The following is a 19,960-nucleotide window of genomic DNA, read 5'->3' as shown; positions in this document are numbered from 1 at the left end:
TTTGCCGCTCAGCCTCGATGGATGAAGCTTGTGAGTGCTTGAGCGAAAGTCTCGGGAGCTTCCAGGTTTGAGAGGTGGGATGCTGGTAGCTGGACCAAGCGGGCGTGGGGGATGGCGCTTTGCATGGCTTGCGCATCCGCGACCGTCGTGACCGGGTCGAACTCACCCGCAATGAGCAAGGTCGGTGTTGCAATCGTGTGCAGCTTGCTGCGCAGATCTTCTTGGGCCAATGCTTCACAGCAGCTGGCATAACCTTCAGGGCTGATGCCTGCGACCCAGCTCTGGGCTGTTTTCACCAGCTCAGGATGGGTGTGACAAAAGGTCTCGGTGAACCAGCGGCTGGGTGCGCTGCTGGCCAGCGTTTGCATGCCTGCCACGCCCTGGCTGCGCACCATGGTTGCCCGCTCCTGCCACGCCGACGCGGTGCCGATCTTTGCGGCACTGTTGGCTACCGTAATGCTGTGCAGGCGTGCAGCTGCATTTACGCCCAGCCAAAGCCCGGTCAGTCCGCCCATTGAAATGCCGCAGAAGTGCGCCTTTTCAATGTGCAGTGCATCCAGAATGGACAGCACATCCTGGCCCAACAGCGAGAAGCTATAAGGTCCAGGCGTGCAGACACTCTCTCCATGTCCGCGGGTGTCATAGCGCAAGACCCGGAAACTGCCCGACAGTGCTTTGGCCAGACCGTCCCACATTTCAAATGTGGTGCCCAAAGAATTGGACAACACGACAACAGGTGCATCGGCGGGGCCCTGCAGGTCAATGCGGGAAGTGCCCGTGGCGGTAGAGAGAGTGGAGGTGCTCATGGTGGAGTGTCTGCAGTCGTTCAAACTTTTTCCAGAATCACGGCAATGCCCTGGCCCACGCCAATGCACATGGTGCACAGCGCATACCGGCCACCCAGCGTGTGCAACTGGTTCACTGCAGTCGTGGCCAGACGTGCGCCCGAGGCGCCCAGCGGGTGTCCCAGCGCAATTGCGCCGCCCCATTGGTTCACGCGGGCATCGTCATCCGCAATACCCAGGTCGCGCAGCACCGCCAGACCTTGGGCGGCAAAGGCTTCATTGAGCTCAATCACGTCCATGTCGGCCAGCGTCAAACCCGTCTGGGCCAGCACCTTGCGCACCGCAGGCGCGGGGCCAAAACCCATGATGCGTGGCGCAACGCCTGCCGTAGCCATGCCCACCACGCGGGCACGGGGTGTCAGGCCGTATTGCTGGGCGGCTTCTTCGTTGGCCAGCAGCAGCGCGCAAGCTCCATCGTTCACGCCCGAGGCGTTGCCGGCAGACACGGTGCCGTCGGGACGCACCACACCCTTGAGTTTGGCCAGCGCTTCCAGTGTGGTGGCGCGTGGATGCTCGTCTTGGCTGAAGATCAGCGGGTCGCCCTTCTTCTGGGCAATGGATACAGGAACGATTTCCCTGGCCAGATAGCCAGCCGCAATCGCAGCTGCGGCCTTTTGCTGCGAAGCCAGCGCCATGCGGTCTTGTGCTTCGCGCTCGATCCTGAAGTCGTCGGCCACGTTCTCGGCCGTCTCGGGCATGGAATCCACGCCATACTGCGCCTTCATCAGCTTGTTCACAAAGCGCCAGCCGATGGTGGTGTCGTACACGGCGTTGTTACGGCTGAAGGCTGTTTCGGCCTTGGGCATGACAAAGGGTGCGCGGCTCATGGACTCCACCCCGCCGGCAATCATCAGGCGTGCTTCGCCGGACTTGATGGCGCGGGCGGCTGAACCCACCGCATCCAGGCCCGAGCCGCACAGGCGGTTGATGGTGGCACCGGGTACATCAATGGGCAGGCCCGCCAGCAGGGCCGACATGCGGGCCACGTTGCGGTTGTCTTCGCCTGCCTGGTTGGCGCAGCCGTAGAGCACATCGTCCACGGCTTTCCAGTCCACATTGGGATTGCGCTGCATCAGTGCCTTGATGGGCAAGGCACCCAGGTCGTCGGTGCGCACGCTGGACAGCGTGCCGCCGTAGCGGCCAAAGGGAGTGCGGATGGCGTCGCAGATGAATGCTTGAGGGGCTGTGCTCATGGTATGTCTCCGGCTCACGGGTGGCGTTGTGCCAAGTTGTTGAAAGTAGGAACAGCCAGCACTTGGAGGACAAGGCTGGCGTCGGGGGTCTCAGGCGTTTTGTGCAGCAGCGATGGGCAGGCCGACGATGCTTTCCAGTTCTGCGTGGCTCATGCCATCCACGATGTCGATCAGGCGCAGACCTTCAGGGGTGCACTCCAGCGTGCACAGATCGGTATAGATGCGTTTGACGCAAGCCAGCCCGGTCAATGGATAGGTGCAGGCTTTGACCACCTTGCATTCGCCGGTCTTGGTGAGCAAGTCCATCATCACCCAGGTGCTCTTGGCACCCACGGCCAGATCCATCGCGCCACCGACAGCGGGGATGGCTCCCGCTTCACCAGTGCTCCAGTTGGCGAGGTCTCCGGTGGCGGAAACCTGGAAAGCTCCCAGCACACAAATGTCCAGATGGCCGCCGCGCATCATGGCAAAGCTGTCTGCATGGTGAAAATAGCTGCCGCCGGGCAGCAAGGTGACGGGCTGCTTGCCCGCATTGGTCAGATCGTAGTCTTCCAATCCTTCGGCTGGTGCTGGGCCCATGCCCAGAATGCCGTTCTCTGACTGCAGCACGATTTCGCGGTCCGCAGGGATGTGGTTGGCCACCTTGGTGGGCATGCCAATGCCGAGGTTCACATAGGAACCATCCGGAATGTCCAGGGCAATGCGCTTTGCCAGTTCGTCTTTGCTGCGTTTTTGATAGTTGCTCACGCTGTTACTCCTGCTCTAGATATGCTGTTAGGCAGATTTCTTAAAGCCGCCAGCTTGCGTGGCAACACGTTCAATAGGAACCACCTTGCTCACGAAGATGCCAGGGGTGACGATGGCTTCAGGGTCCAGAGCACCGAGCTCGACCACTTCGTGCACGGTGGCTACGGTGAACTTGGCAGCGGTTGCCATCACTGGCCCAAAGTTTCGCGCTGACATGCGGTAAGTGAGGTTGCCCCAGCGGTCACCTTTTTCGGCCTTGATCAGAGCCACATCGCCGTAGATGGGGTACTCCAGCACATAGTGCTTGCCGTTGATTTCGCGGGTTTCCTTGCCTTCAGCCAGCTGTGTGCCGTAAGCCGTTGGGCAGAAGAAGGCTCCAATACCAGCGCCGGCGGCGCGCATGCGCTCGGCCAGATTGCCTTGGGGGACGAGTTCCAGTTCGATCTTGCCGCTGCGGTACAAGTCATCGAATACCCAGCTGTCGACCTGGCGTGGGAAGCTGCAAATGATCTTGCGCACCTGGCCGCTCTTGAGCAGTGCAGCCAGACCTGTGTCGCCGTTGCCAGCATTGTTGTTGACGACGGTCAGATTGCGGGCACCGTGAGCGATCAGACCGTTGATCAGTTCAATAGGATTGCCCGATGTGCCAAAGCCACCGATCAATACGGTGGCACCATCTTGAATTCCGGACAGCGCTTCGGCGATGCTGTCAGTAACTTTGTTGATCATGAGTTGTTTCCCGGCAGAGCTGATCACACAGAGCAGAAAGTGCCCTGCTAAAATGTTCGATATAAGAACATTTGTTCGCTGAGAGAATTATATGAACGAGAAATTAAAAAAAGCAGCTGTAGAAACCACACTAGGGAAAACCCTGACTTCAAAAAGAGGTGAGCAGTTATCGGCTGAGAACAAGCCTGGAGATAGCTATGTGCAGTCATTTGCACGTGGTTTGGAAGTGATTCGATCGTTCAGCGCTGAGGCGCCATCTCAGACACTCAGCGAAGTCGCCAGCAAAACGGGGCTGACACGTGCGGGGGCACGGCGCATTCTGCTCACGCTGCAAACCTTGGGTTATGTCGAAAGTGATGGCAAATACTTCGAGCTGACGCCGCGCATCCTGGATCTGGGGTTTGCTTATCTCAGTTCACAGCCGCTGTGGAATCTTGCAACCCCATTGATGGAAACTCTTGCAGAAACGGTGCAGGAGTCCTGCTCGGCAGGTGTGCTGGATGGCCTGGATGTTGTATATGTAGCGCGTGTGCACACCCACAAAATCATGAGCACAAACTTGGGAGTCGGATCTCGTCTGCCAGCGTTCTGGACGTCTCTGGGGCGGGTGTTGTTGTCAGGTCTGCCATCTGACAAGCTGCAGGATTTGATGGCCAAGCGCTCTCGTGAAGCTTTCACACGCTACACCTTGGTGGAAGATGAAGATTTGCTAAATGCCCTCGATCAAGTGCGGCGACAAGGCTGGGCACTGATCAACCAGGAACTGGAAGAGGGGTTGATATCGGTGGCGGCGCCTCTGTTCAATGCGCAAGGGCAGGTGGTGGCAGCTATCAATGTATCTGGTCAAGCCAACCGTACGAATGCGCAAGAGATGCAGGCACGCATACTGCCTTCGTTACTGCGCACTGCGCAGGAGGTATCGCAACTGCTGCGAACGTCACGCCGATAATTGTCAACAGCGCATTTCTACAAATCCATCATGGCCCGATTGTCTCGTTTAACCTTGCCTGGTCAGCCGCACTACGTGGTGCAACGGGGCAACAATCTGCAAGCCATCTTTATGGATGACCAAGACTATGCCTGCATGAAAGACTTGCTGCGTGAGATGGGACGACGTTTTGGGGTGGATATCCATGCCTTTATCTTGTTGCCCAACCAGCTGCATTTGCTGGTGACTCCCGAAGAGGCACAAAGCTTGCCGAAGTTCATGCAGTCGGTAGGACGTAGTTATGTGCGCAACTTCAACAACAGGCATGGTCGCACTGGCACCTTGTGGGAAGGGCGTTATCGCACTACGGTGTTGGAGCCTCAGGCCTGGATGTTGCCTGCCATGGTGGTGCTGGAGAGCCAGTGCGTCGCCCACGGGCTTGTAGGGCGGGCTGTGGAATATGGCTGGAGCAGCGCGCGCCATAGTGCAGGTGCGCAATCGGACGGCATGCTGCGGTTGCATCCAGCATATTGGAGTTTGGGGGACACACCGTTTGCGCGCGAGGCTGCTTACGCTCTTTTGCTGGATCGGGGGACGACAGAAGAAGTGCAGGAGGTGGTTCTTGAGGCTGCGCTGAAGGGGTGGGTGCTGGGTAGCGAGAGTTTTGTTCAAAGCTTGCAGCAGCATACTGAACGCCGTTTGACCCGCCAAAAAGCAGGCAGACCTGCATCACGTGGGTGCATTAATTCCGAATAAGTCTCGTGGTTTAAGGCACTGATTTGGTGCTGCATTCCTGGATGTTCTTCGATGGGTGTTGTTTTTGTTGATATTTTTAATATGTCCCTAATTATCAATCTGTCTTTTTTTGGTGCTATTAAATTAGTATCTGACCCTAATTAAATTTTCTTGCATAAGTTGATGCTTGGTCGTAATCTCGCCTTCCCTGCGATTGAAACAAGAGGAAGAGCCCCATGACTACGGCTGCAGAAATTGCACACCTCCAAGAAAACGGCTTGTACGCCAAAAGCAATGAACACGACGCCTGTGGTTTGGGCTTTGTTGCCCATATCAAGGGCGTGAAGCGCCATGACATTGTTCTGGGTGCACTGAAGATCCTCGAGAACATTGACCACCGCGGCGCGGTGGGGGCTGATCCGTTGATGGGTGACGGTGCGGGCATCCTGATTCAGATACCAGACCAGCTCTACCGCGAAGAGATGAGCAAGCAGGGCGTGGAGCTGCCGCCAGCTGGTGAATACGGTGTGGGCATGGTGTTCCTGCCCAAGGAGCATGCTTCTCGTCTGGCGTGTGAGCAAGAGATGGAGCGTGCCATCAAGGCAGAAGGTCAGGTGCTGCTGGGCTGGCGCGATGTGCCAGTGAACCGAGACATGCCCATGTCGCCTACCGTGCGTGAAAAGGAGCCTATCCTGCGCCAGGTGTTCATTGGGCGTGGCAACGACGTGATCGTGCAGGACGCGCTGGAGCGCAAGCTGTATGTGATCCGCAAGACTGCCAGTGCGGCGATCCAGTCTCTGGGTCTGAAGCACAGCAAGGAATATTACGTGCCCAGCATGAGCAGCCGTACCGTGGTGTACAAAGGCTTGCTGCTGGCAGATCAGGTGGGTGTCTACTATCTGGATCTGGCGGATGAGCGCTGCGTTTCGGCCATCGGCCTGGTGCACCAGCGCTTCTCGACCAATACCTTTCCAGAATGGCCGCTGGCCCACCCCTACCGCTATGTGGCGCACAACGGTGAAATCAACACCGTGCGCGGCAACTACAACTGGATGGTGGCGCGCGAAGGCGTGATGGCCTCGCCCGTGTTGGCTGATGATCTGCAAAAGCTCTATCCCATCAGCTTTGCAGGTCAGTCTGACACTGCCACGTTCGACAACTGTCTGGAACTGCTGACCATGGCAGGCTACCCCATCAGCCAGGCGGTGATGATGATGATCCCTGAGCCCTGGGAGCAGCACGAAGGCATGGATGAGCGCCGTCGCGCGTTCTACGAATACCACGCAGCCATGATGGAGCCATGGGATGGCCCTGCATCCCTGGTGTTCACCGATGGTCGTCAGATTGGTGCCACCCTGGACCGCAATGGCCTGCGCCCTTCGCGCTATGTGGTCACCGAAGATGATCTGGTGATTCTGGCTTCGGAAGCTGGCGTGCTGCCCGTGCCGGACAGCAAGATCGTTCGCAAGTGGCGTCTGCAGCCGGGCAAGATGCTGCTGATCGATCTGGAACAAGGCCGCATGATTGAAGACGATGAGCTCAAGGCCAACATCGTCAACACCAAGCCTTACAAACAATGGATTGAAAACCTCCGCATCAAGCTGGACCAGGTCGAAGTGCCAGCCGACTTTGTGGCACCTGCCAAGCCAGAGCTGAGCCTGCTGCAGCGTCAGCAAGCTTTTGGCTTCACGCAGGAAGACATCAAGTTTCTGCTGGCCCCGATGGCCAAGAACGGCGAAGAGGGCGTGGGATCCATGGGCAATGACAGCCCTCTGGCCGTGCTGTCAGGCAAGAACAAGCCGCTGTACAACTACTTCCGCCAGATGTTCGCGCAGGTGACCAACCCGCCGATCGACCCCATCCGCGAAGCCATTGTGATGTCGCTGGTGTCGTTTGTTGGGCCCAAGCCCAACTTGCTGGACATCAACCAGGTCAATCCGCCGATGCGACTGGAGCTGCAGCAGCCCATCCTTGACTTTGAGGGTATGGCCAAGCTGCGCGAGATTGAAAAGCACACCCACGGCAAGTTCAAGAGCGCAACCATCGACATCACCTACCCGCTGAGCTGGGGACGCGAAGGCGTGGAAGCCAAGCTGGCTTCGCTGTGCGCCCATGCGGTGGATGAAATCAAGGGTGGCGCCAACATCCTGATTATCAGCGACCGCAATGTGAGCGCCACACAGGTGGCTATCCCCGCGTTGCTGGCCTTGTCCGCCATCCACCAGCATCTGGTGCGTGAAGGTCTGCGTACCACCACTGGCTTGGTGGTGGAAACCGGTACCGCCCGTGAAATTCATCACTTTGCGGTGCTGGCAGGTTATGGTGCCGAGGCTGTGCATCCTTATCTGGCCATGGAAACATTGGGTGAGTTGCACCAGGAGCTGGGCGCAGACCTGTCTGCCGATAAAGCCATCTACAACTATGTGAAGGCGATTGGCAAGGGTCTGTCCAAGATCATGTCCAAGATGGGCGTGTCCACCTACATGTCGTATTGCGGTGCGCAACTGTTCGAGGCCGTGGGCCTGAACACTGCCACCGTCGACAAGTACTTCACCGGAACGGCCAGCCGTGTCGAAGGTATTGGTGTGTTTGAAATTGCGGAAGAAACCATCCGCAATCACGTAGCGGCATTCAGTGACGATCCGCTGCTGGAAACCATGCTGGAGACCGGTGGTGAATATGCATGGCGCACCCGTGGTGAAGACCACATGTGGACGCCCGATGCCATTGCCAAGCTGCAGCACTCCACGCGTGCCAACAACTTCAGCACCTACAAGGAATACGCGCAGCTGATCAACGACCAGAGCAAGCGTCACATGACACTGCGCGGTTTGTTTGAGTTCAAGTGTGATCCCAGCACAGCGATTGCTGTGGATGAGGTGGAACCTGCTGCTGAAATCGTCAAACGCTTTGCCACTGGTGCGATGTCCTTGGGTTCGATCTCGACGGAAGCGCACGCCACTCTGGCCGTGGCCATGAACCGTATTGGCGGCAAGAGCAACACCGGTGAAGGCGGCGAAGATCCCAAGCGCTATCGCAATGAGCTCAAGGGGATTCCGATCAAGCAGGGTGAAACCCTGGCGTCGGTGATTGGCAAAGCCCAGGTCGAGTCGGACATTGAGCTGCGTGACGGTGACAGTCTGCGCTCCAGGATCAAGCAAGTCGCTTCTGGCCGCTTTGGTGTGACTGCCGAATATCTGGTGTCATCCGATCAGATTCAGATCAAGATGGCACAAGGTGCCAAGCCTGGTGAAGGTGGTCAGTTGCCGGGCGGCAAGGTGTCCGAGTACATCGGTATGCAGCGTTACTCGGTGCCCGGTGTGGGCCTGATTTCGCCACCTCCACACCACGACATCTACTCCATTGAGGATTTGGCGCAACTGATCCACGACCTGAAGAACGTGGCGCCGCACGCCGACATTTCGGTCAAGCTGGTGTCCGAAGTGGGTGTGGGCACGATTGCCGCAGGTGTGGCCAAGTGCAAGAGCGACCACGTGGTGATTGCAGGTCACGACGGTGGTACCGGTGCTTCGCCGCTGTCCTCCATCAAGCACGCCGGTGGCCCTTGGGAAATCGGTCTGGCTGAAACCCAGCAAACCCTGGTGTTGAACCGCCTGCGTGGGCGTATCCGTGTGCAGGCCGACGGTCAGATGAAGACCGGTCGTGACGTGGTGATTGGCGCGCTTCTGGGGGCGGACGAATTTGGCTTCGCCACTGCACCGCTGGTGGTGGAAGGCTGCATCATGATGCGCAAGTGCCACCTGAACACCTGCCCTGTGGGTGTGGCAACGCAAGATCCTGTGCTGCGCAAGAAGTTCACGGGCAAGCCTGAGCACGTGGTGAACTACTTCTTCTTCATCGCGGAAGAGGTGCGCCAGATCATGGCCCAGCTGGGTATTCGTAAGTTCGACGACCTGATTGGTCGCACCGATCTGCTCGACACCCGCAAGGGCATCGAACACTGGAAGGCGCAAGGGCTGGACTTCAGTCGCCTGTTTGCTCAGCCTGCCGTGCCTGCCGATGTGGCCCGCTACCACGTGGACACGCAAGACCATCTGCTGGACAAGGCGCTGGACGTGAAGCTGATTGAGCGTTGCCAGCCCGCCATCCAAAACGGCGAGAAGGTGCGCATCATGGAAGTGGCCAAGAACGTGAACCGCTCCGTTGGCGCCATGCTCTCGGGTGCGGTCACCAAGGTGCACCCTGAAGGCTTGCCCGATGACTCCATCCGCATTCACTTTGAAGGTACGGGCGGCCAGTCGTTTGGTGCCTTCCTGTGCAAGGGCATCACGCTGAACATCACTGGCGAAGCCAATGATTACACCGGCAAGGGCTTGTCAGGTGGCCGTGTGATCGTGCGCCCCAGCCATGAGTTCCGGGGACAGTCGACCGCCAACACCATCGTGGGCAATACCGTGATGTTTGGTGCGACCCGTGGCGAGGCGTTCTTTTCCGGCGTGGCAGGCGAGCGCTTTGCGGTGCGTCTGTCGGGTGCAACGGCCGTGATCGAAGGCGTGGGTGACCATGGTTGCGAATACATGACCGGTGGCACCGTGGTGGTGCTGGGCAAGACCGGCCGCAACTTTGCGGCAGGCATGAGCGGCGGAGTGGCTTATGTGTATGACGAAGACGGCAAGTTTGCCGAGCGTTGCAACACTGCCAGCGTGAAGCTGGAAAAAGTGCTGCCCCATGAAGAGTTCATCGCCAGCGTGTCGCGTGGCATCTGGCACAACGAGCAAAGCGACGACCAGCAACTGCGCAATCTGGTGGAGGCCCATAGCCGCTGGACTGGCTCCAAGCGTGCCCGTGATCTGCTGGACAACTGGGGCGCAGCCCGTGCCAAGTTTGTGAAGGTATTCCCGACCGAGTACCAACGTGCACTCGGAGAAATCTATGAACGCAAGCAAAAGGAAAAGCAAGCAGTGAAAGCGCCAGCAGCTCCTCAAGAAGAAGCAGTAGCCGCGAAGTAATCACAGCCTGAAGTGGTGGGGCGGCACGACTGCCCCCACCGCACTGCTCTGAGCGAACAAGATTGAAGGAATAGACATCATGGGAAAGACCACCGGTTTTCTGGAATACGAGCGCATTGAAGAAGGCTATCTGCCTGTCGCCGAGCGCGTGAAGAACTACAAAGAGTTCGTGATTGCCCTGACCCCCGAGCAAGCCAAGGTTCAGGGTGCGCGCTGCATGGATTGCGGCACGCCTTTTTGCAACAACGGTTGCCCCATCAACAACGTGATCCCGGATTTCAATGATCTGGTGTATCGAGGTGATTGGGCCAACGCCATCAAGGTGCTGCACAGCACCAACAACTTCCCCGAGTTCACGGGACGTATCTGCCCTGCGCCATGCGAAGCCGCGTGCGTGGTGAATATCAACAATGCACCCATCGGCATCAAGTCGATCGAGCACGCCATCATTGATCGCGCCTGGGACGAAGGCTGGGTCAAGCCGCAGTTGCCCAAGCTCAAGACGGGCAAGAAGGTGGCGGTGGTGGGTGCAGGCCCGGCAGGCTTGGCCGCATCGCAACAACTGGTACGAGCCGGCCACGACGTGACCTTGTTTGAAAAGAACGATCAGGTCGGCGGTTTGCTGCGTTACGGTATCCCGGACTTCAAGCTGGACAAGGCCAATATTGATCGCCGCGTGGAGCAACTGGTGGCCGAAGGCCTGAAGATCCGCACCGGTGTGCTGGTGGCTGGCAAGGATGGGCTGGGTAAAGACAGCAAGGTGACAAACTGGGCGAGCGAAACCATCGCGCCTGAGACACTGATGGCCGAGTTTGATGCGGTGCTGCTGACGGGCGGTGCTGAACAGTCGCGTGACTTGCCTGTGCCCGGTCGTGAGCTTAAGGGCGTGCACTTTGCCATGGAGTTCCTGCCCCAGCAAAACAAGGTGACCCGTGACGGCAAGCTCAAAGGCCAGATCCGCGCCGACGGCAAGCACGTGGTGGTGATTGGCGGTGGCGACACGGGCTCGGACTGCGTGGGTACATCCAACCGCCACGGAGCCGTGAAAGTGACCCAGCTGGAGTTGATGCCCATGCCTCCAGAGCAAGAGAACAAACCGCTGGTGTGGCCTTACTGGCCGCTGAAGCTGCGCACCAGCTCCAGCCACCAGGAAGGCTGCGAGCGTGAGTTCGCTATCGGCACCAAGGAGTTCATTGGCGAAAAAGGCCAGTTGACTGCGGTGAAGACCGTGCGTCTGGAGTGGAAGGACGGCAAGATGACCGAAATCCCTGGCTCTGAAGAGATCATCAAGGCCGATCTGGTTTTCCTGGCCATGGGTTTCGTCTCTCCCGTGCAAACCGTGCTGGACGCCTTCGGTGTCGAAAAGGATGCGCGTGGCAATGCCAAGGCCAGCACCGAAGTGGCTGGCGGATACGCTACCAATGTCAGCAAGCTGTTTGCCGCAGGCGACATGCGCCGTGGTCAGAGCCTGGTGGTGTGGGCGATTCGAGAAGGCCGTCAGGCGGCCCGCGCAGTGGATGAGTTCCTGATGGGGGCGACCACTTTGCCGCGCTAAGGGCGAGATGTGGTCTTCGCTAGCCTGGATCTGGCCGGTGAGGACCGCATGCGATGCAGCAGGGGGATATGTTCAAGCGCAAGACGTTGTCAGCTTTAAAGCGTCTTCCGAGCCTGATCGGTCACATGCTTGGCACTCCAAAAGGCTAAATTGCTTGTTGTCTGGCGCTTTCGGGCGCTTTTTTTTATGCGTGCCATTGGCTTGCGTATTGACTCAGCTGGGGGCGTTTGGGGCTGCGTCTTAACGCAGTAAAAGCAGCTTGGGCACCATGTCCGATCCGCAATGCACCACGGCATTCTGATTCCATTGCTGCCCCCAGGCGCGGGCGGTGCTTTCAGTCATGCCCCAGACCAGCACACTGTCTTCTGCAGGCCAGTGGCCTTCGGGATCATGACCGTGTCCGTCCAGCCACGCCCAGCCTGCGCGTTGCAGTGCTTGTCGCAATTGCACCATGCGCCGTGCGTTGAGGCGGTCAGGCAGCAGCTCGCCCAACGGATTGCAGGCCGTGAGATAAGTGGCACATTGCACGGCATGGCGCTGGTAGCAGGGTGCCAGGGCAGGCTGTGTTTCGCCCAGCTGTAAATACCAATCGCAGTTGTCAATGCGGTATTGGGCGGCTTGGTAAGCGCGAAGAAGTGGCTCGGGGAGGGCGGTATCGGCCATGGCTAACGTATCGAAATTGCGCTGCATGTGGTTTGCATGCGTGGTTATGGCCCAGACAGGTAGCAACCAGGGCTTGTCTGAGTGACAATAACGGATTCGGCCATTGCAGCATACAGTTACTAGGGTTTTTACGTACTCTGTGTTTTGCTGGCCAGACCGGTTCTTTCACCTCACCCTTGAAGCCATGAAAAAACGTACCCTTCTTGCATCGTTGGCCATCACTGCCATCCTCGCTGCCTGCGGCAAGTCTGAACCAGCTGCGACCACCGCAGCACCAGCAACCCCTGCACCTGCTGCCGTGACCAAGATCGTGGTGGGTCTGGATGACAACTTCCCACCCATGGGTTTCCGCGATGAGAAGAATGAGCTGGTCGGCTTTGACATCGACATGGCTCGAGAAGCCACCAAGCGCCTGGGCATGGAAGTGGAGTTCAAGCCCATCGACTGGAGCGCCAAAGAAGCCGAATTGAACGGCAAGCGTATCGACGTGCTGTGGAACGGGCTGACTATTCTGGAATCGCGCAAGCAACACATTGCGTTCACAGATCCCTACATGGCCAACCGTCAGATCATCATCGTCAAGGCCGGCTCCGACATCACCAACAAGGCTGGCCTGGCTGGCAAGGTAGTGGGCGTACAGGAAGCTTCTTCTGCAGTCGATGCGATGAAGAAGGAAGAAGAAGTGTTTAGCTCCTTCAAGGAGTTCAAACAGTTTGGTGACAACATCACTGCACTGATGGATCTGGAAACAGGCCGTCTGGACGCCGTGGTGGTGGACGAGGTGGTAGGCCGCTTCCACGTTGCCAAAAAGGCAGATGCTTACACTGTGCTGGAAGACAACTTCGGCACCGAAGACTACGGTGTGGGCTTCCGCAAGGAAGACACCGAGTTGCTGGGCAAGGTCAACCAGGCCTTGAAGGACATGAAGGCTGATGGTGCAGCTGCCGAAATTTCCAAGAAATGGTTCGGTGAAAACATTGTCAAGTAAGCTTCGCGCTTGACCATACACCGGCGTGGCCCGCCTTGGCCACGCCGGTGTTTTTTGTTGGCACAGCTTTGCTGCTGTGTAACGGGGCACTCTCCCTGTGCCTGCGACACCCGTTCAAGTGGTCGCGCTGAAGGCTTGTTTCATGGATTACGTTATTTCCTTATTGGGGCCACTGTCGCAGGGCGCGATAGTGACGCTCAAGCTGTTCGCCATTACGCTGGTGCTCTCCATACCGCTGGGTCTGTTGTTGGCACTCGTGCGTCTGTCCCGATTTGCTGGTCTGCGTGCTTTGGTGGGCGGTTATATCTGGTTGATGCGCGGCACGCCGCTGATGCTGCAGATGCTGTTCATCTACTTTGCTCTGCCGTTTGTCCCGGTCATCGGTATTCGTTTTGATGACTACCCAGCGGCTATCGTGGCGTTTACTCTGAATTACGCCGCTTACTTTGCTGAAATTTTCCGTGCGGGCATCCAGTCTATCGACCGTGGCCAGTACGAGGGTGCCAAGGTGCTGGGGCTGTCTTATGCCCAAACGATGCGCCGGATTGTGATTCCTCAAGTCTGGCCGCGCATTTTGCCGCCGCTGTCCAATGAGACCATCACACTGGTCAAGGACACTTCTTTGATTTACGTGCTGGCCCTCAATGATCTGCTTCGCGCTGCGCGCGGTATTGTCCAGCGCGACTTTACGACCACACCTTTCATTGTGGCCGCTGCTTTCTATCTTGTGATGACCTTGGTGTTGACCTGGGGCTTCCAGTACCTGGAGAAGCGTTATGCCAAGTACGACGCCTGATGTGATGATTTCTGCGCAGGCCATTCACAAGGCCTTTGGCGGAAATGAAGTGCTGCGCGGGGTATCGCTGGATTTGAAGCGTGGAGAAGTGGTCGCTGTGATTGGTCCTTCGGGCTCAGGTAAAAGCACTTTTCTGCGGTGTTTGAATCATCTGGAGACGATTGATCGCGGCACCATCCTGATTGAAGGTGAGGCGCTGGCCCGCTCCGAAGGCGAAGGCAAGGCGCATTACGTGGCGGAGTCTGAAATTCGTCGCATTGGCCGAAAGATGGGCATGGTGTTCCAAAGCTTCAACCTGTTTCCGCATCTGACAGTGCTGGAAAACATCATTGAAGCGCCCATGCTGGTCAAAAAGCTCAAGCGCGAAGAGATCATTCCCAAAGCCGAAGCCCTGCTCAAGAAGGTCGGCTTGCTGGAAAAGCGCGACGCATATCCCAACCGTCTGTCGGGTGGCCAAAAGCAGCGTGTGGCGATTGCCCGCGCCCTGGCCATGGATCCGGACATCATGCTGTTTGATGAGCCGACATCGGCATTGGACCCTGAGCTGACTGGTGAAGTGCTGCGCACCATGCGTGAACTGGCTGAAGATCGCATGACCATGCTGGTGGTGACCCATGAAATGGGTTTTGCCAGGGAAGTGGCCAATCGCGTGATCTTCATGGATGGGGGGTATATCGTCGAGCAGGCGCCAGCGGAAGCTTTTTTTGCCCAGCCCAGGCATGAACGGACCAAGGCATTCTTACAGAATATGTTGTGAAAAAGCTGCAGCTTGGGCTGCAGTCTTTTTATCCGTAATTTCCTTAATGCTTCGCAGTTTCACAGTATCAAGCGGTTTTTCTTGATGGTTTAGCCTTGTCTGTGTACATTTAGAAACATACATTCATGTATGTTTGTCTGTGTCGCAAGCGGACACCTCGGGCGGCTTGTCTGCACAATATCGACCTTCAACCACATTATTGAGATCAGCATCGAATGAGCCATCCAGCACCTTTAGTGGAGTTGCGCAACGTCACCTTTGGCTATGGTGAACGCATCGTCCTGCGCGACCTCTCTGTGCAGGTGCCGCGGGGCAAAGTCACAGCACTGATGGGTGCGTCCGGCGGTGGCAAAACCACGGTGCTGCGTCTGATTGGTGGACAGGAGCGTGCTCAGCAGGGACAGGTGCTGTTTGGTGGCCAAGACGTTGGGCAGATGGATAGCCGACAGCTGTATGCCATGCGTCGTCGCATGGGCATGTTGTTCCAGTTCGGCGCACTGTTTACCGATATGAGCGTGCTGGACAATGTAGCTTTCCCGCTGCGTGAGCACACCCGCCTGCCAGAAGACATGGTGCGCGACATTGTGCTGATGAAATTGCACGCAGTGGGCCTGCGTGGTGCGCGTGACCTCATGCCCAGTCAGATTTCCGGTGGCATGGCGCGCCGTGTGGCGCTGGCGCGTGCGATTGCCCTTGATCCAGAGCTCATCATGTATGACGAGCCATTTGCGGGGCTGGATCCGATTTCCTTGGGAACTGCTGCACGCCTGATTCGAACGCTCAATGATGCGCTGGGTCTGACCAGCATTCTGGTCTCGCACGATCTGGAAGAAACCTTCCATGTCGCTGACCATGTGGTGATTCTTGGCGCTGGCGGGATTGCCGCCCAAGGTACGCCAGATGAGGTGCGTGCCAACCCGGATCCGCTGGTACAGCAATTCATTCATGCGCAGCCACAGGGGCCGGTCCCGTTTCACTATCCAGCCCCGAGTCTGGAACAGGACTTTGGAGGCCAAGCATGAAGGCCATTGCAGCATTGGGTTTATGGACGCGCCAGCAATTGGCCGGGCTGGGCCGGGCCACGGCACTGTTTGTACGCCTTTTTGGATTGTTGCCAGCGACCTTGTCGCGCTTTCGCCTGCTGAGTGATCAGATTCATTTTTTGGGCAACTATTCGTTGGTCATCATTGCAGTGTCCGGCCTGTTTGTGGGATTCGTGCTGGGCTTGCAGGGCTACTACACGTTGCAGCGTTATGGCTCCGCTGAGGCGCTAGGCTTGCTGGTAGCGCTTTCACTGTTGCGTGAATTGGGACCAGTGGTGACGGCCTTGCTGTTTGCGGGGCGGGCTGGAACGGCATTGACAGCGGAAATTGGCCTGATGAAGGCGGGCGAACAACTGTCTGCCATGGAAATGATGGCGGTAGATCCTGTCAAACGTATTCTGGCTCCCCGTTTTTGGGCTGGATTTGTGACCATGCCACTGTTGGCCGCGGTGTTTAGTGCTGTCGGCATCATTGGCGGCTGGCTGGTCGGGGTAGTGATGATTGGTGTCGACAGCGGTGCCTTCTGGGGACAAATGCAGTCAGGTGTGGACTGGTGGTACGACCTGGGCAATGGCGTCATCAAGAGCATCGTCTTTGGTGTTGCCGTGACTTTTGTGGCCCTGTATCAAGGCTTTATGGCCAAACCGACGCCGGAAGGCGTCTCTCGAGCCACAACACGGACGGTCGTGGTTGCGTCCCTGGCTGTATTGGCGCTGGATTTCTTGCTCACGGCTTCGATGTTCAGCATCTGAAGCGTGAAGATTCTTAAGGACTATGTATGCAGGCTTCTAAAAACGACGTATGGGTCGGCCTCTTTGTGCTGGTGGGTGCTTTGGCGCTGGTGTTCTTGGCATTGCAGTCAGCCAACCTGCTGAGCCTGAGCTTCCAGGAAACCTATAAAGTTACAGCGCGCTTTGACAACATCGGCGGCCTGAAGCCCAAGGCTGCAGTAAAGAGCGCGGGCGTGGTAGTAGGACGTGTAGAAGACATCACGTTTGATGACACAACTTTCCAAGCCACCGTACATCTGGCGATGGAAAAGCGCTACGCTTTCCCTAAGGACAGTTCTCTGAAAATTTTGACCAGTGGCTTGCTGGGAGACCAGTATGTGGGGATTGAGGCCGGGGCTGACGATGCCAACCTGGAAGCAGGAGACCGGGTGACCGCCACGCAGTCTGCCGTGGTGCTGGAGAACCTGATTGGGCAATTCATCTATAGCAAGGCCGAAGATGGTGGCAATGCTGAGGCATCGAAGTAACTAGGCAAGAAAGAAGAAGAAAGGTTTGTGATGGATAAGAAGGCATTGGCTTTAGCTATTCGCATGCGTCAGGCAGGTGCAGCCAGTCTGATTGTCGCTGGTGTGGTGTTGTCTGGCTGTGCTTCCACGCAAGCTGCCAACCCTCAGGATCCTTACGAGGGCTATAACCGTTCCATGACCAGGTTCAACGATGCCGTTGACGATGCTGTATTCAAGCCGGTGGCAACCGCTTATCAGACCATCACCCCCACGCCGGTGCGCACCGCAGTGACCAACTTCTTTGGCAACCTGGGGGATTTGTGGTCGCTGGTGAACCATGCTTTGCAGGGCAACGGCGAGCAGGCTTACAACCACGTCGTTCGCTTCACCACCAATACAGTGCTGGGTTTCGGTGGCTTGCTTGATATTGCTACTGAAATGCAAGTGGACCGTAACAAGCAAGACTTTGGGTTGACGCTGGGTAGCTGGGGTATCAAGCCAGGGCCGTATCTGGTGTTGCCATTTTTAGGCCCTTCCACGGTGCGTGATACCGTGGCATTGCCTGTGGATTGGCAGGGATATGTGCTGGCTGACCTGCGGCCTGTCTCGCACCGAAACAGCCTGACAGGCTTGAATCTGATCAACAAACGCGCCAACTTGCTCAATGCCAGCGACACGCTGGATGCAGCCTCTCTGGATCGTTACGCGCTGATGCGGGATTTCTATTTGAAACAACGTGACCGCTCCAGCAGCCAGGACAATGATGACAACGCGGGTCGTGTCGAAAGCTACGACGACTAAACCGCACAACCAGGCGCATTTGCTCCTGGCGAGAAAGGAAAACGATGATGCAACGCCGTACCTTGACAGCCATGCTGGCTGTTACCGCTGCTCTGTGGGCCACCGCAGCTCCAGCCGCTCTGGCACAAAACGGGGTCGAGGCGCCTGACGCCCTGGTCAAGCGCCTGTCGGTTGATATCTTGGAAACCATCAAGGCTGACCCTGAGCTGCGCAGCGGCAATATTGCCCGCATTTCCCAGGTGGTGGACACCACCGTGATGCCCCATGTGAACTTTCGCCGCATGACTTCGGCGGCAGTTGGTCCTCAGTGGCGCCAGGCTTCCCCCGAGCAGCGCGAACGCCTGCAGCAGGAGTTCAAGCTCATGCTTATTCGTACCTATGCGGGTGCTTTGAAGCAAGTGAGCGATCAGCGCGTGGTGGTCAAGCCTTTGCGTGCAGCTGCTGACGACAAGGACGTGCTGGTACGCACCGAAGTGCATGGCAAGGGCGAGCCTGTGCAGCTGGACTTCCGTCTGGAGAACGCCGATGGCAAGGCATGGAAGATTTACAACCTCAATGTGCTGGGCGTTTGGATGGTGGAAACCTACCGTACCCAGTTTGCGCAGGAGCTCAACAAAGGCGGTATTGATGGCCTGATCAATGCGCTGTCCAGCCGAACCATGGCTGCCGATACCAGCTCTGGTAAATAAAGACACGCCATGCAGCAGACGATTGCACTCCCTTCTGTTTTGACGACGCAAGCCGTCGTCACTGCGCGGGCTGACATGATGGTCCGCATGCAAGGCATACCGTCGGGTGCAACAATTGCACTGGATGCATCTGCAGTGCAGTCGTTTGATTCGGCTGGCCTGGCGTTGTTGCTGGCGTGTCGCCGTGCAGCGCAAGCCCGGCAGCAGAGCCTGCATGTGCAAGGCTGGACGCCGAGTCTGCAGTCTTTGGCACAAGTCTATGGTGTGTTGCCTTTGCTGGACCCGGAACAGGCAGCAACGCAGACTGCGTAGGTGCTTCAAAACCGCGGGACAGGCTGGGTGGCCTGGGGGCCTTAGAATGTCACACTCTCATGCCAGCTGTTTCTATCCAATCTGTCTCCAAGACCTACGCAACCTCCAAAGGTGGTTTTCAGGCACTCAACGCAGTGAGCCTGGATATTGCCGAGGGTGAATTCTTTGGCCTGCTCGGCCCCAATGGCGCGGGTAAGACCACGCTCATCAGTATTTTGGCAGGCTTGGCCAAAGCCACCAGCGGCCGTATCACTGTGATGGGCCAGGATGTGCAGGCAGACTTCGCTGCAGCGCGCAAACAGTTGGGCGTGGTGCCGCAAGAGCTGGTGTTTGACCCATTTTTCAATGTGCGCGAGACATTGCGTCTTCAATCCGGATATTTTGGTGTCAAGAACAACGATGCCTGGATTGATGAGCTGTTGGAAAGCCTGGGCCTGTCCGACAAGGCCAACGCCAATATGCGCCAGCTCTCAGGTGGAATGAAGCGACGTGTGTTGGTTGCACAGGCACTGGTGCACAAGCCGCCCATCATTGTCTTGGATGAGCCCACGGCGGGTGTGGATGTGGAGTTGCGTCAAACGCTGTGGCATTTCATCTCCAAGCTCAACAAGCAAGGCCATACGGTATTGCTGACAACACACTATCTGGAAGAAGCGGAAGCCTTGTGCAACCGCATCGCCATGCTCAAGAACGGCAATGTGGTGGCGCTGGATGAGACGTCCAATCTGCTGAAGACTGCGTCATCCAATGTGCTGCAATTCAAAACTGATAGCGTTTTGCCTGCATCGCTGGCGCCAGTGGCGCGCGTGACCGGGCGCGTGGTGCAATTGCCCGCTCAGGGTCCGCACGATATCGAACGCTTCTTGGCCACGCTGCGTGAGGCCCAGGTGGTGATGGAAGACATGGAAATTCGTCGTGCCGATTTGGAAGATGTATTTCTTCAAGTCATGAAGGGGGCTGCCTGATGTTCCC

General features: G+C 57.4%; 19 protein-coding genes. 14 read left to right on the top strand and 5 right to left on the bottom strand.

The genetic code is table 11. From position 1 onward, the window contains the following. Nucleotides 1-8 precede the first annotated feature (8 nt). From pcaD to QEP11_RS03365, 4 genes are all read right to left on the bottom strand, one after another. Nucleotides 9-806 (bottom strand): 3-oxoadipate enol-lactonase, encoded by a 798-nt coding sequence (gene pcaD / locus QEP11_RS03380; protein ID WP_284335166.1) that lies wholly within the window; start codon nucleotides 804-806, stop codon nucleotides 9-11. Between the two features lie 20 nt (nucleotides 807-826). Beyond that, nucleotides 827-2,038, bottom strand: coding sequence for a 3-oxoadipyl-CoA thiolase (gene pcaF / locus QEP11_RS03375; RefSeq protein WP_284335165.1), 1,212 nt, complete (start codon nucleotides 2,036-2,038; stop codon nucleotides 827-829). Between the two features lie 90 nt (nucleotides 2,039-2,128). Beyond that, nucleotides 2,129-2,785 carry a 3-oxoacid CoA-transferase subunit B gene (locus QEP11_RS03370; RefSeq protein ID WP_284335164.1) on the bottom strand — a complete coding sequence of 219 codons (657 nt, stop codon included), beginning with the start codon at nucleotides 2,783-2,785 and terminating at the stop codon, nucleotides 2,129-2,131. A gap of 27 nt (nucleotides 2,786-2,812) precedes the next feature. After that, nucleotides 2,813-3,514: a 3-oxoacid CoA-transferase subunit A gene (locus QEP11_RS03365; RefSeq protein WP_284335163.1), complete on the bottom strand. Its 702-nt coding sequence runs from the start codon at nucleotides 3,512-3,514 to the stop codon at nucleotides 2,813-2,815. 91 nt (nucleotides 3,515-3,605) lie between these two features. Here QEP11_RS03365 and QEP11_RS03360 point away from each other — a divergent pair, with 91 nt between their 5' ends. The 4 genes from QEP11_RS03360 (at nucleotide 3,606) to QEP11_RS03345 (ending at nucleotide 11,702) form a co-directional block, all read left to right on the top strand. After that, nucleotides 3,606-4,463: an IclR family transcriptional regulator gene (locus QEP11_RS03360; RefSeq protein WP_284335162.1), complete on the top strand. Its 858-nt coding sequence runs from the start codon at nucleotides 3,606-3,608 to the stop codon at nucleotides 4,461-4,463. Nucleotides 4,464-4,493: 30 nt separating this feature from the next. Further along, complete coding sequence (locus tag QEP11_RS03355; protein ID WP_284335161.1) at nucleotides 4,494-5,198, top strand: transposase; 705 nt, start codon at nucleotides 4,494-4,496, stop codon at nucleotides 5,196-5,198. 215 nt (nucleotides 5,199-5,413) lie between these two features. Further along, on the top strand, nucleotides 5,414-10,147 hold the full coding sequence (locus QEP11_RS03350; RefSeq protein ID WP_284335160.1) for a glutamate synthase-related protein: 4,734 nt from the start codon (nucleotides 5,414-5,416) through the stop codon (nucleotides 10,145-10,147). Between the two features lie 79 nt (nucleotides 10,148-10,226). After that, nucleotides 10,227-11,702 (top strand): glutamate synthase subunit beta, encoded by a 1,476-nt coding sequence (locus QEP11_RS03345; RefSeq protein WP_284335158.1) that lies wholly within the window; start codon nucleotides 10,227-10,229, stop codon nucleotides 11,700-11,702. A gap of 240 nt (nucleotides 11,703-11,942) precedes the next feature. On the opposite strand, the gene QEP11_RS03340 is transcribed toward QEP11_RS03345, so the two are convergent. Then, nucleotides 11,943-12,392, bottom strand: coding sequence for a DUF3293 domain-containing protein (locus QEP11_RS03340; RefSeq protein ID WP_284335157.1), 450 nt, complete (start codon nucleotides 12,390-12,392; stop codon nucleotides 11,943-11,945). Nucleotides 12,393-12,549: 157 nt separating this feature from the next. Here QEP11_RS03340 and QEP11_RS03335 point away from each other — a divergent pair, with 157 nt between their 5' ends. The 10 genes from QEP11_RS03335 to QEP11_RS03290 all read left to right on the top strand — a co-directional run bounded on the left by QEP11_RS03335 (nucleotide 12,550) and on the right by QEP11_RS03290 (nucleotide 19,953). Continuing rightward, nucleotides 12,550-13,353: an amino acid ABC transporter substrate-binding protein gene (locus QEP11_RS03335; RefSeq protein WP_284335155.1), complete on the top strand. Its 804-nt coding sequence runs from the start codon at nucleotides 12,550-12,552 to the stop codon at nucleotides 13,351-13,353. A gap of 142 nt (nucleotides 13,354-13,495) precedes the next feature. Then, on the top strand, nucleotides 13,496-14,149 hold the full coding sequence (locus QEP11_RS03330; protein WP_284335154.1) for an amino acid ABC transporter permease: 654 nt from the start codon (nucleotides 13,496-13,498) through the stop codon (nucleotides 14,147-14,149). Continuing rightward, complete coding sequence (locus QEP11_RS03325) at nucleotides 14,130-14,906, top strand: amino acid ABC transporter ATP-binding protein (protein ID WP_284335153.1); 777 nt, start codon at nucleotides 14,130-14,132, stop codon at nucleotides 14,904-14,906. The genes QEP11_RS03330 and QEP11_RS03325 overlap by 20 nt, the downstream gene beginning before the upstream one ends. 215 nt (nucleotides 14,907-15,121) lie before the next feature. Beyond that, nucleotides 15,122-15,928 (top strand): ABC transporter ATP-binding protein, encoded by an 807-nt coding sequence (locus tag QEP11_RS03320; protein ID WP_284335152.1) that lies wholly within the window; start codon nucleotides 15,122-15,124, stop codon nucleotides 15,926-15,928. Further along, nucleotides 15,925-16,701 carry a lipid asymmetry maintenance ABC transporter permease subunit MlaE gene (gene mlaE / locus QEP11_RS03315; RefSeq protein ID WP_284335151.1) on the top strand — a complete coding sequence of 259 codons (777 nt, stop codon included), beginning with the start codon at nucleotides 15,925-15,927 and terminating at the stop codon, nucleotides 16,699-16,701. Before QEP11_RS03320 ends, mlaE begins: the two co-directional genes overlap by 4 nt. Before the next feature lie 26 nt (nucleotides 16,702-16,727). Continuing rightward, nucleotides 16,728-17,207: an outer membrane lipid asymmetry maintenance protein MlaD gene (mlaD, locus tag QEP11_RS03310; protein ID WP_284335150.1), complete on the top strand. Its 480-nt coding sequence runs from the start codon at nucleotides 16,728-16,730 to the stop codon at nucleotides 17,205-17,207. Nucleotides 17,208-17,237: 30 nt separating this feature from the next. Next, nucleotides 17,238-17,987 (top strand): MlaA family lipoprotein, encoded by a 750-nt coding sequence (locus QEP11_RS03305; protein ID WP_284335149.1) that lies wholly within the window; start codon nucleotides 17,238-17,240, stop codon nucleotides 17,985-17,987. A 44-nt stretch (nucleotides 17,988-18,031) separates the two neighbouring features. Then, nucleotides 18,032-18,676 (top strand): MlaC/ttg2D family ABC transporter substrate-binding protein, encoded by a 645-nt coding sequence (locus tag QEP11_RS03300; RefSeq protein ID WP_284335148.1) that lies wholly within the window; start codon nucleotides 18,032-18,034, stop codon nucleotides 18,674-18,676. Nucleotides 18,677-18,685: 9 nt separating this feature from the next. After that, nucleotides 18,686-18,988 (top strand): STAS domain-containing protein, encoded by a 303-nt coding sequence (locus tag QEP11_RS03295; RefSeq protein ID WP_284335147.1) that lies wholly within the window; start codon nucleotides 18,686-18,688, stop codon nucleotides 18,986-18,988. Between the two features lie 59 nt (nucleotides 18,989-19,047). Beyond that, complete coding sequence (locus QEP11_RS03290) at nucleotides 19,048-19,953, top strand: ABC transporter ATP-binding protein (protein WP_284335146.1); 906 nt, start codon at nucleotides 19,048-19,050, stop codon at nucleotides 19,951-19,953. The last annotated feature ends 7 nt before the right edge of the window (nucleotides 19,954-19,960 follow it).

It is taken from the genome of Comamonas halotolerans, assembly GCF_030162935.1.
In the GTDB taxonomy this organism is placed as follows: Bacteria; Pseudomonadota; Gammaproteobacteria; order Burkholderiales; family Burkholderiaceae_C; genus Comamonas; species Comamonas halotolerans.
The sequence above is the reverse complement of the archived record's forward strand: the minus strand, read 5'-3'. Positions and strand labels throughout refer to the sequence as shown.

Coding starts and splice junctions, on each gene's coding strand:
- pcaD (WP_284335166.1), bottom strand. CDS start 806: ATGAGCACCTCCACTCTCTCTACCGCCACGGGCACTTCCCGCATTGAC.
- pcaF (WP_284335165.1), bottom strand. CDS start 2,038: ATGAGCACAGCCCCTCAAGCATTCATCTGCGACGCCATCCGCACTCCC.
- QEP11_RS03365 (WP_284335163.1), bottom strand. CDS start 3,514: ATGATCAACAAAGTTACTGACAGCATCGCCGAAGCGCTGTCCGGAATT.
- QEP11_RS03360 (WP_284335162.1), top strand. CDS start 3,606: ATGAACGAGAAATTAAAAAAAGCAGCTGTAGAAACCACACTAGGGAAA.
- QEP11_RS03355 (WP_284335161.1), top strand. CDS start 4,494: ATGGCCCGATTGTCTCGTTTAACCTTGCCTGGTCAGCCGCACTACGTG.
- QEP11_RS03350 (WP_284335160.1), top strand. CDS start 5,414: ATGACTACGGCTGCAGAAATTGCACACCTCCAAGAAAACGGCTTGTAC.
- QEP11_RS03345 (WP_284335158.1), top strand. CDS start 10,227: ATGGGAAAGACCACCGGTTTTCTGGAATACGAGCGCATTGAAGAAGGC.
- QEP11_RS03340 (WP_284335157.1), bottom strand. CDS start 12,392: ATGCAGCGCAATTTCGATACGTTAGCCATGGCCGATACCGCCCTCCCC.
- QEP11_RS03335 (WP_284335155.1), top strand. CDS start 12,550: ATGAAAAAACGTACCCTTCTTGCATCGTTGGCCATCACTGCCATCCTC.
- QEP11_RS03330 (WP_284335154.1), top strand. CDS start 13,496: ATGGATTACGTTATTTCCTTATTGGGGCCACTGTCGCAGGGCGCGATA.
- QEP11_RS03325 (WP_284335153.1), top strand. CDS start 14,130: ATGCCAAGTACGACGCCTGATGTGATGATTTCTGCGCAGGCCATTCAC.
- QEP11_RS03320 (WP_284335152.1), top strand. CDS start 15,122: ATGAGCCATCCAGCACCTTTAGTGGAGTTGCGCAACGTCACCTTTGGC.
- mlaE (WP_284335151.1), top strand. CDS start 15,925: ATGAAGGCCATTGCAGCATTGGGTTTATGGACGCGCCAGCAATTGGCC.
- mlaD (WP_284335150.1), top strand. CDS start 16,728: ATGCAGGCTTCTAAAAACGACGTATGGGTCGGCCTCTTTGTGCTGGTG.
- QEP11_RS03305 (WP_284335149.1), top strand. CDS start 17,238: ATGGATAAGAAGGCATTGGCTTTAGCTATTCGCATGCGTCAGGCAGGT.
- QEP11_RS03300 (WP_284335148.1), top strand. CDS start 18,032: ATGATGCAACGCCGTACCTTGACAGCCATGCTGGCTGTTACCGCTGCT.
- QEP11_RS03295 (WP_284335147.1), top strand. CDS start 18,686: ATGCAGCAGACGATTGCACTCCCTTCTGTTTTGACGACGCAAGCCGTC.
- QEP11_RS03290 (WP_284335146.1), top strand. CDS start 19,048: ATGCCAGCTGTTTCTATCCAATCTGTCTCCAAGACCTACGCAACCTCC.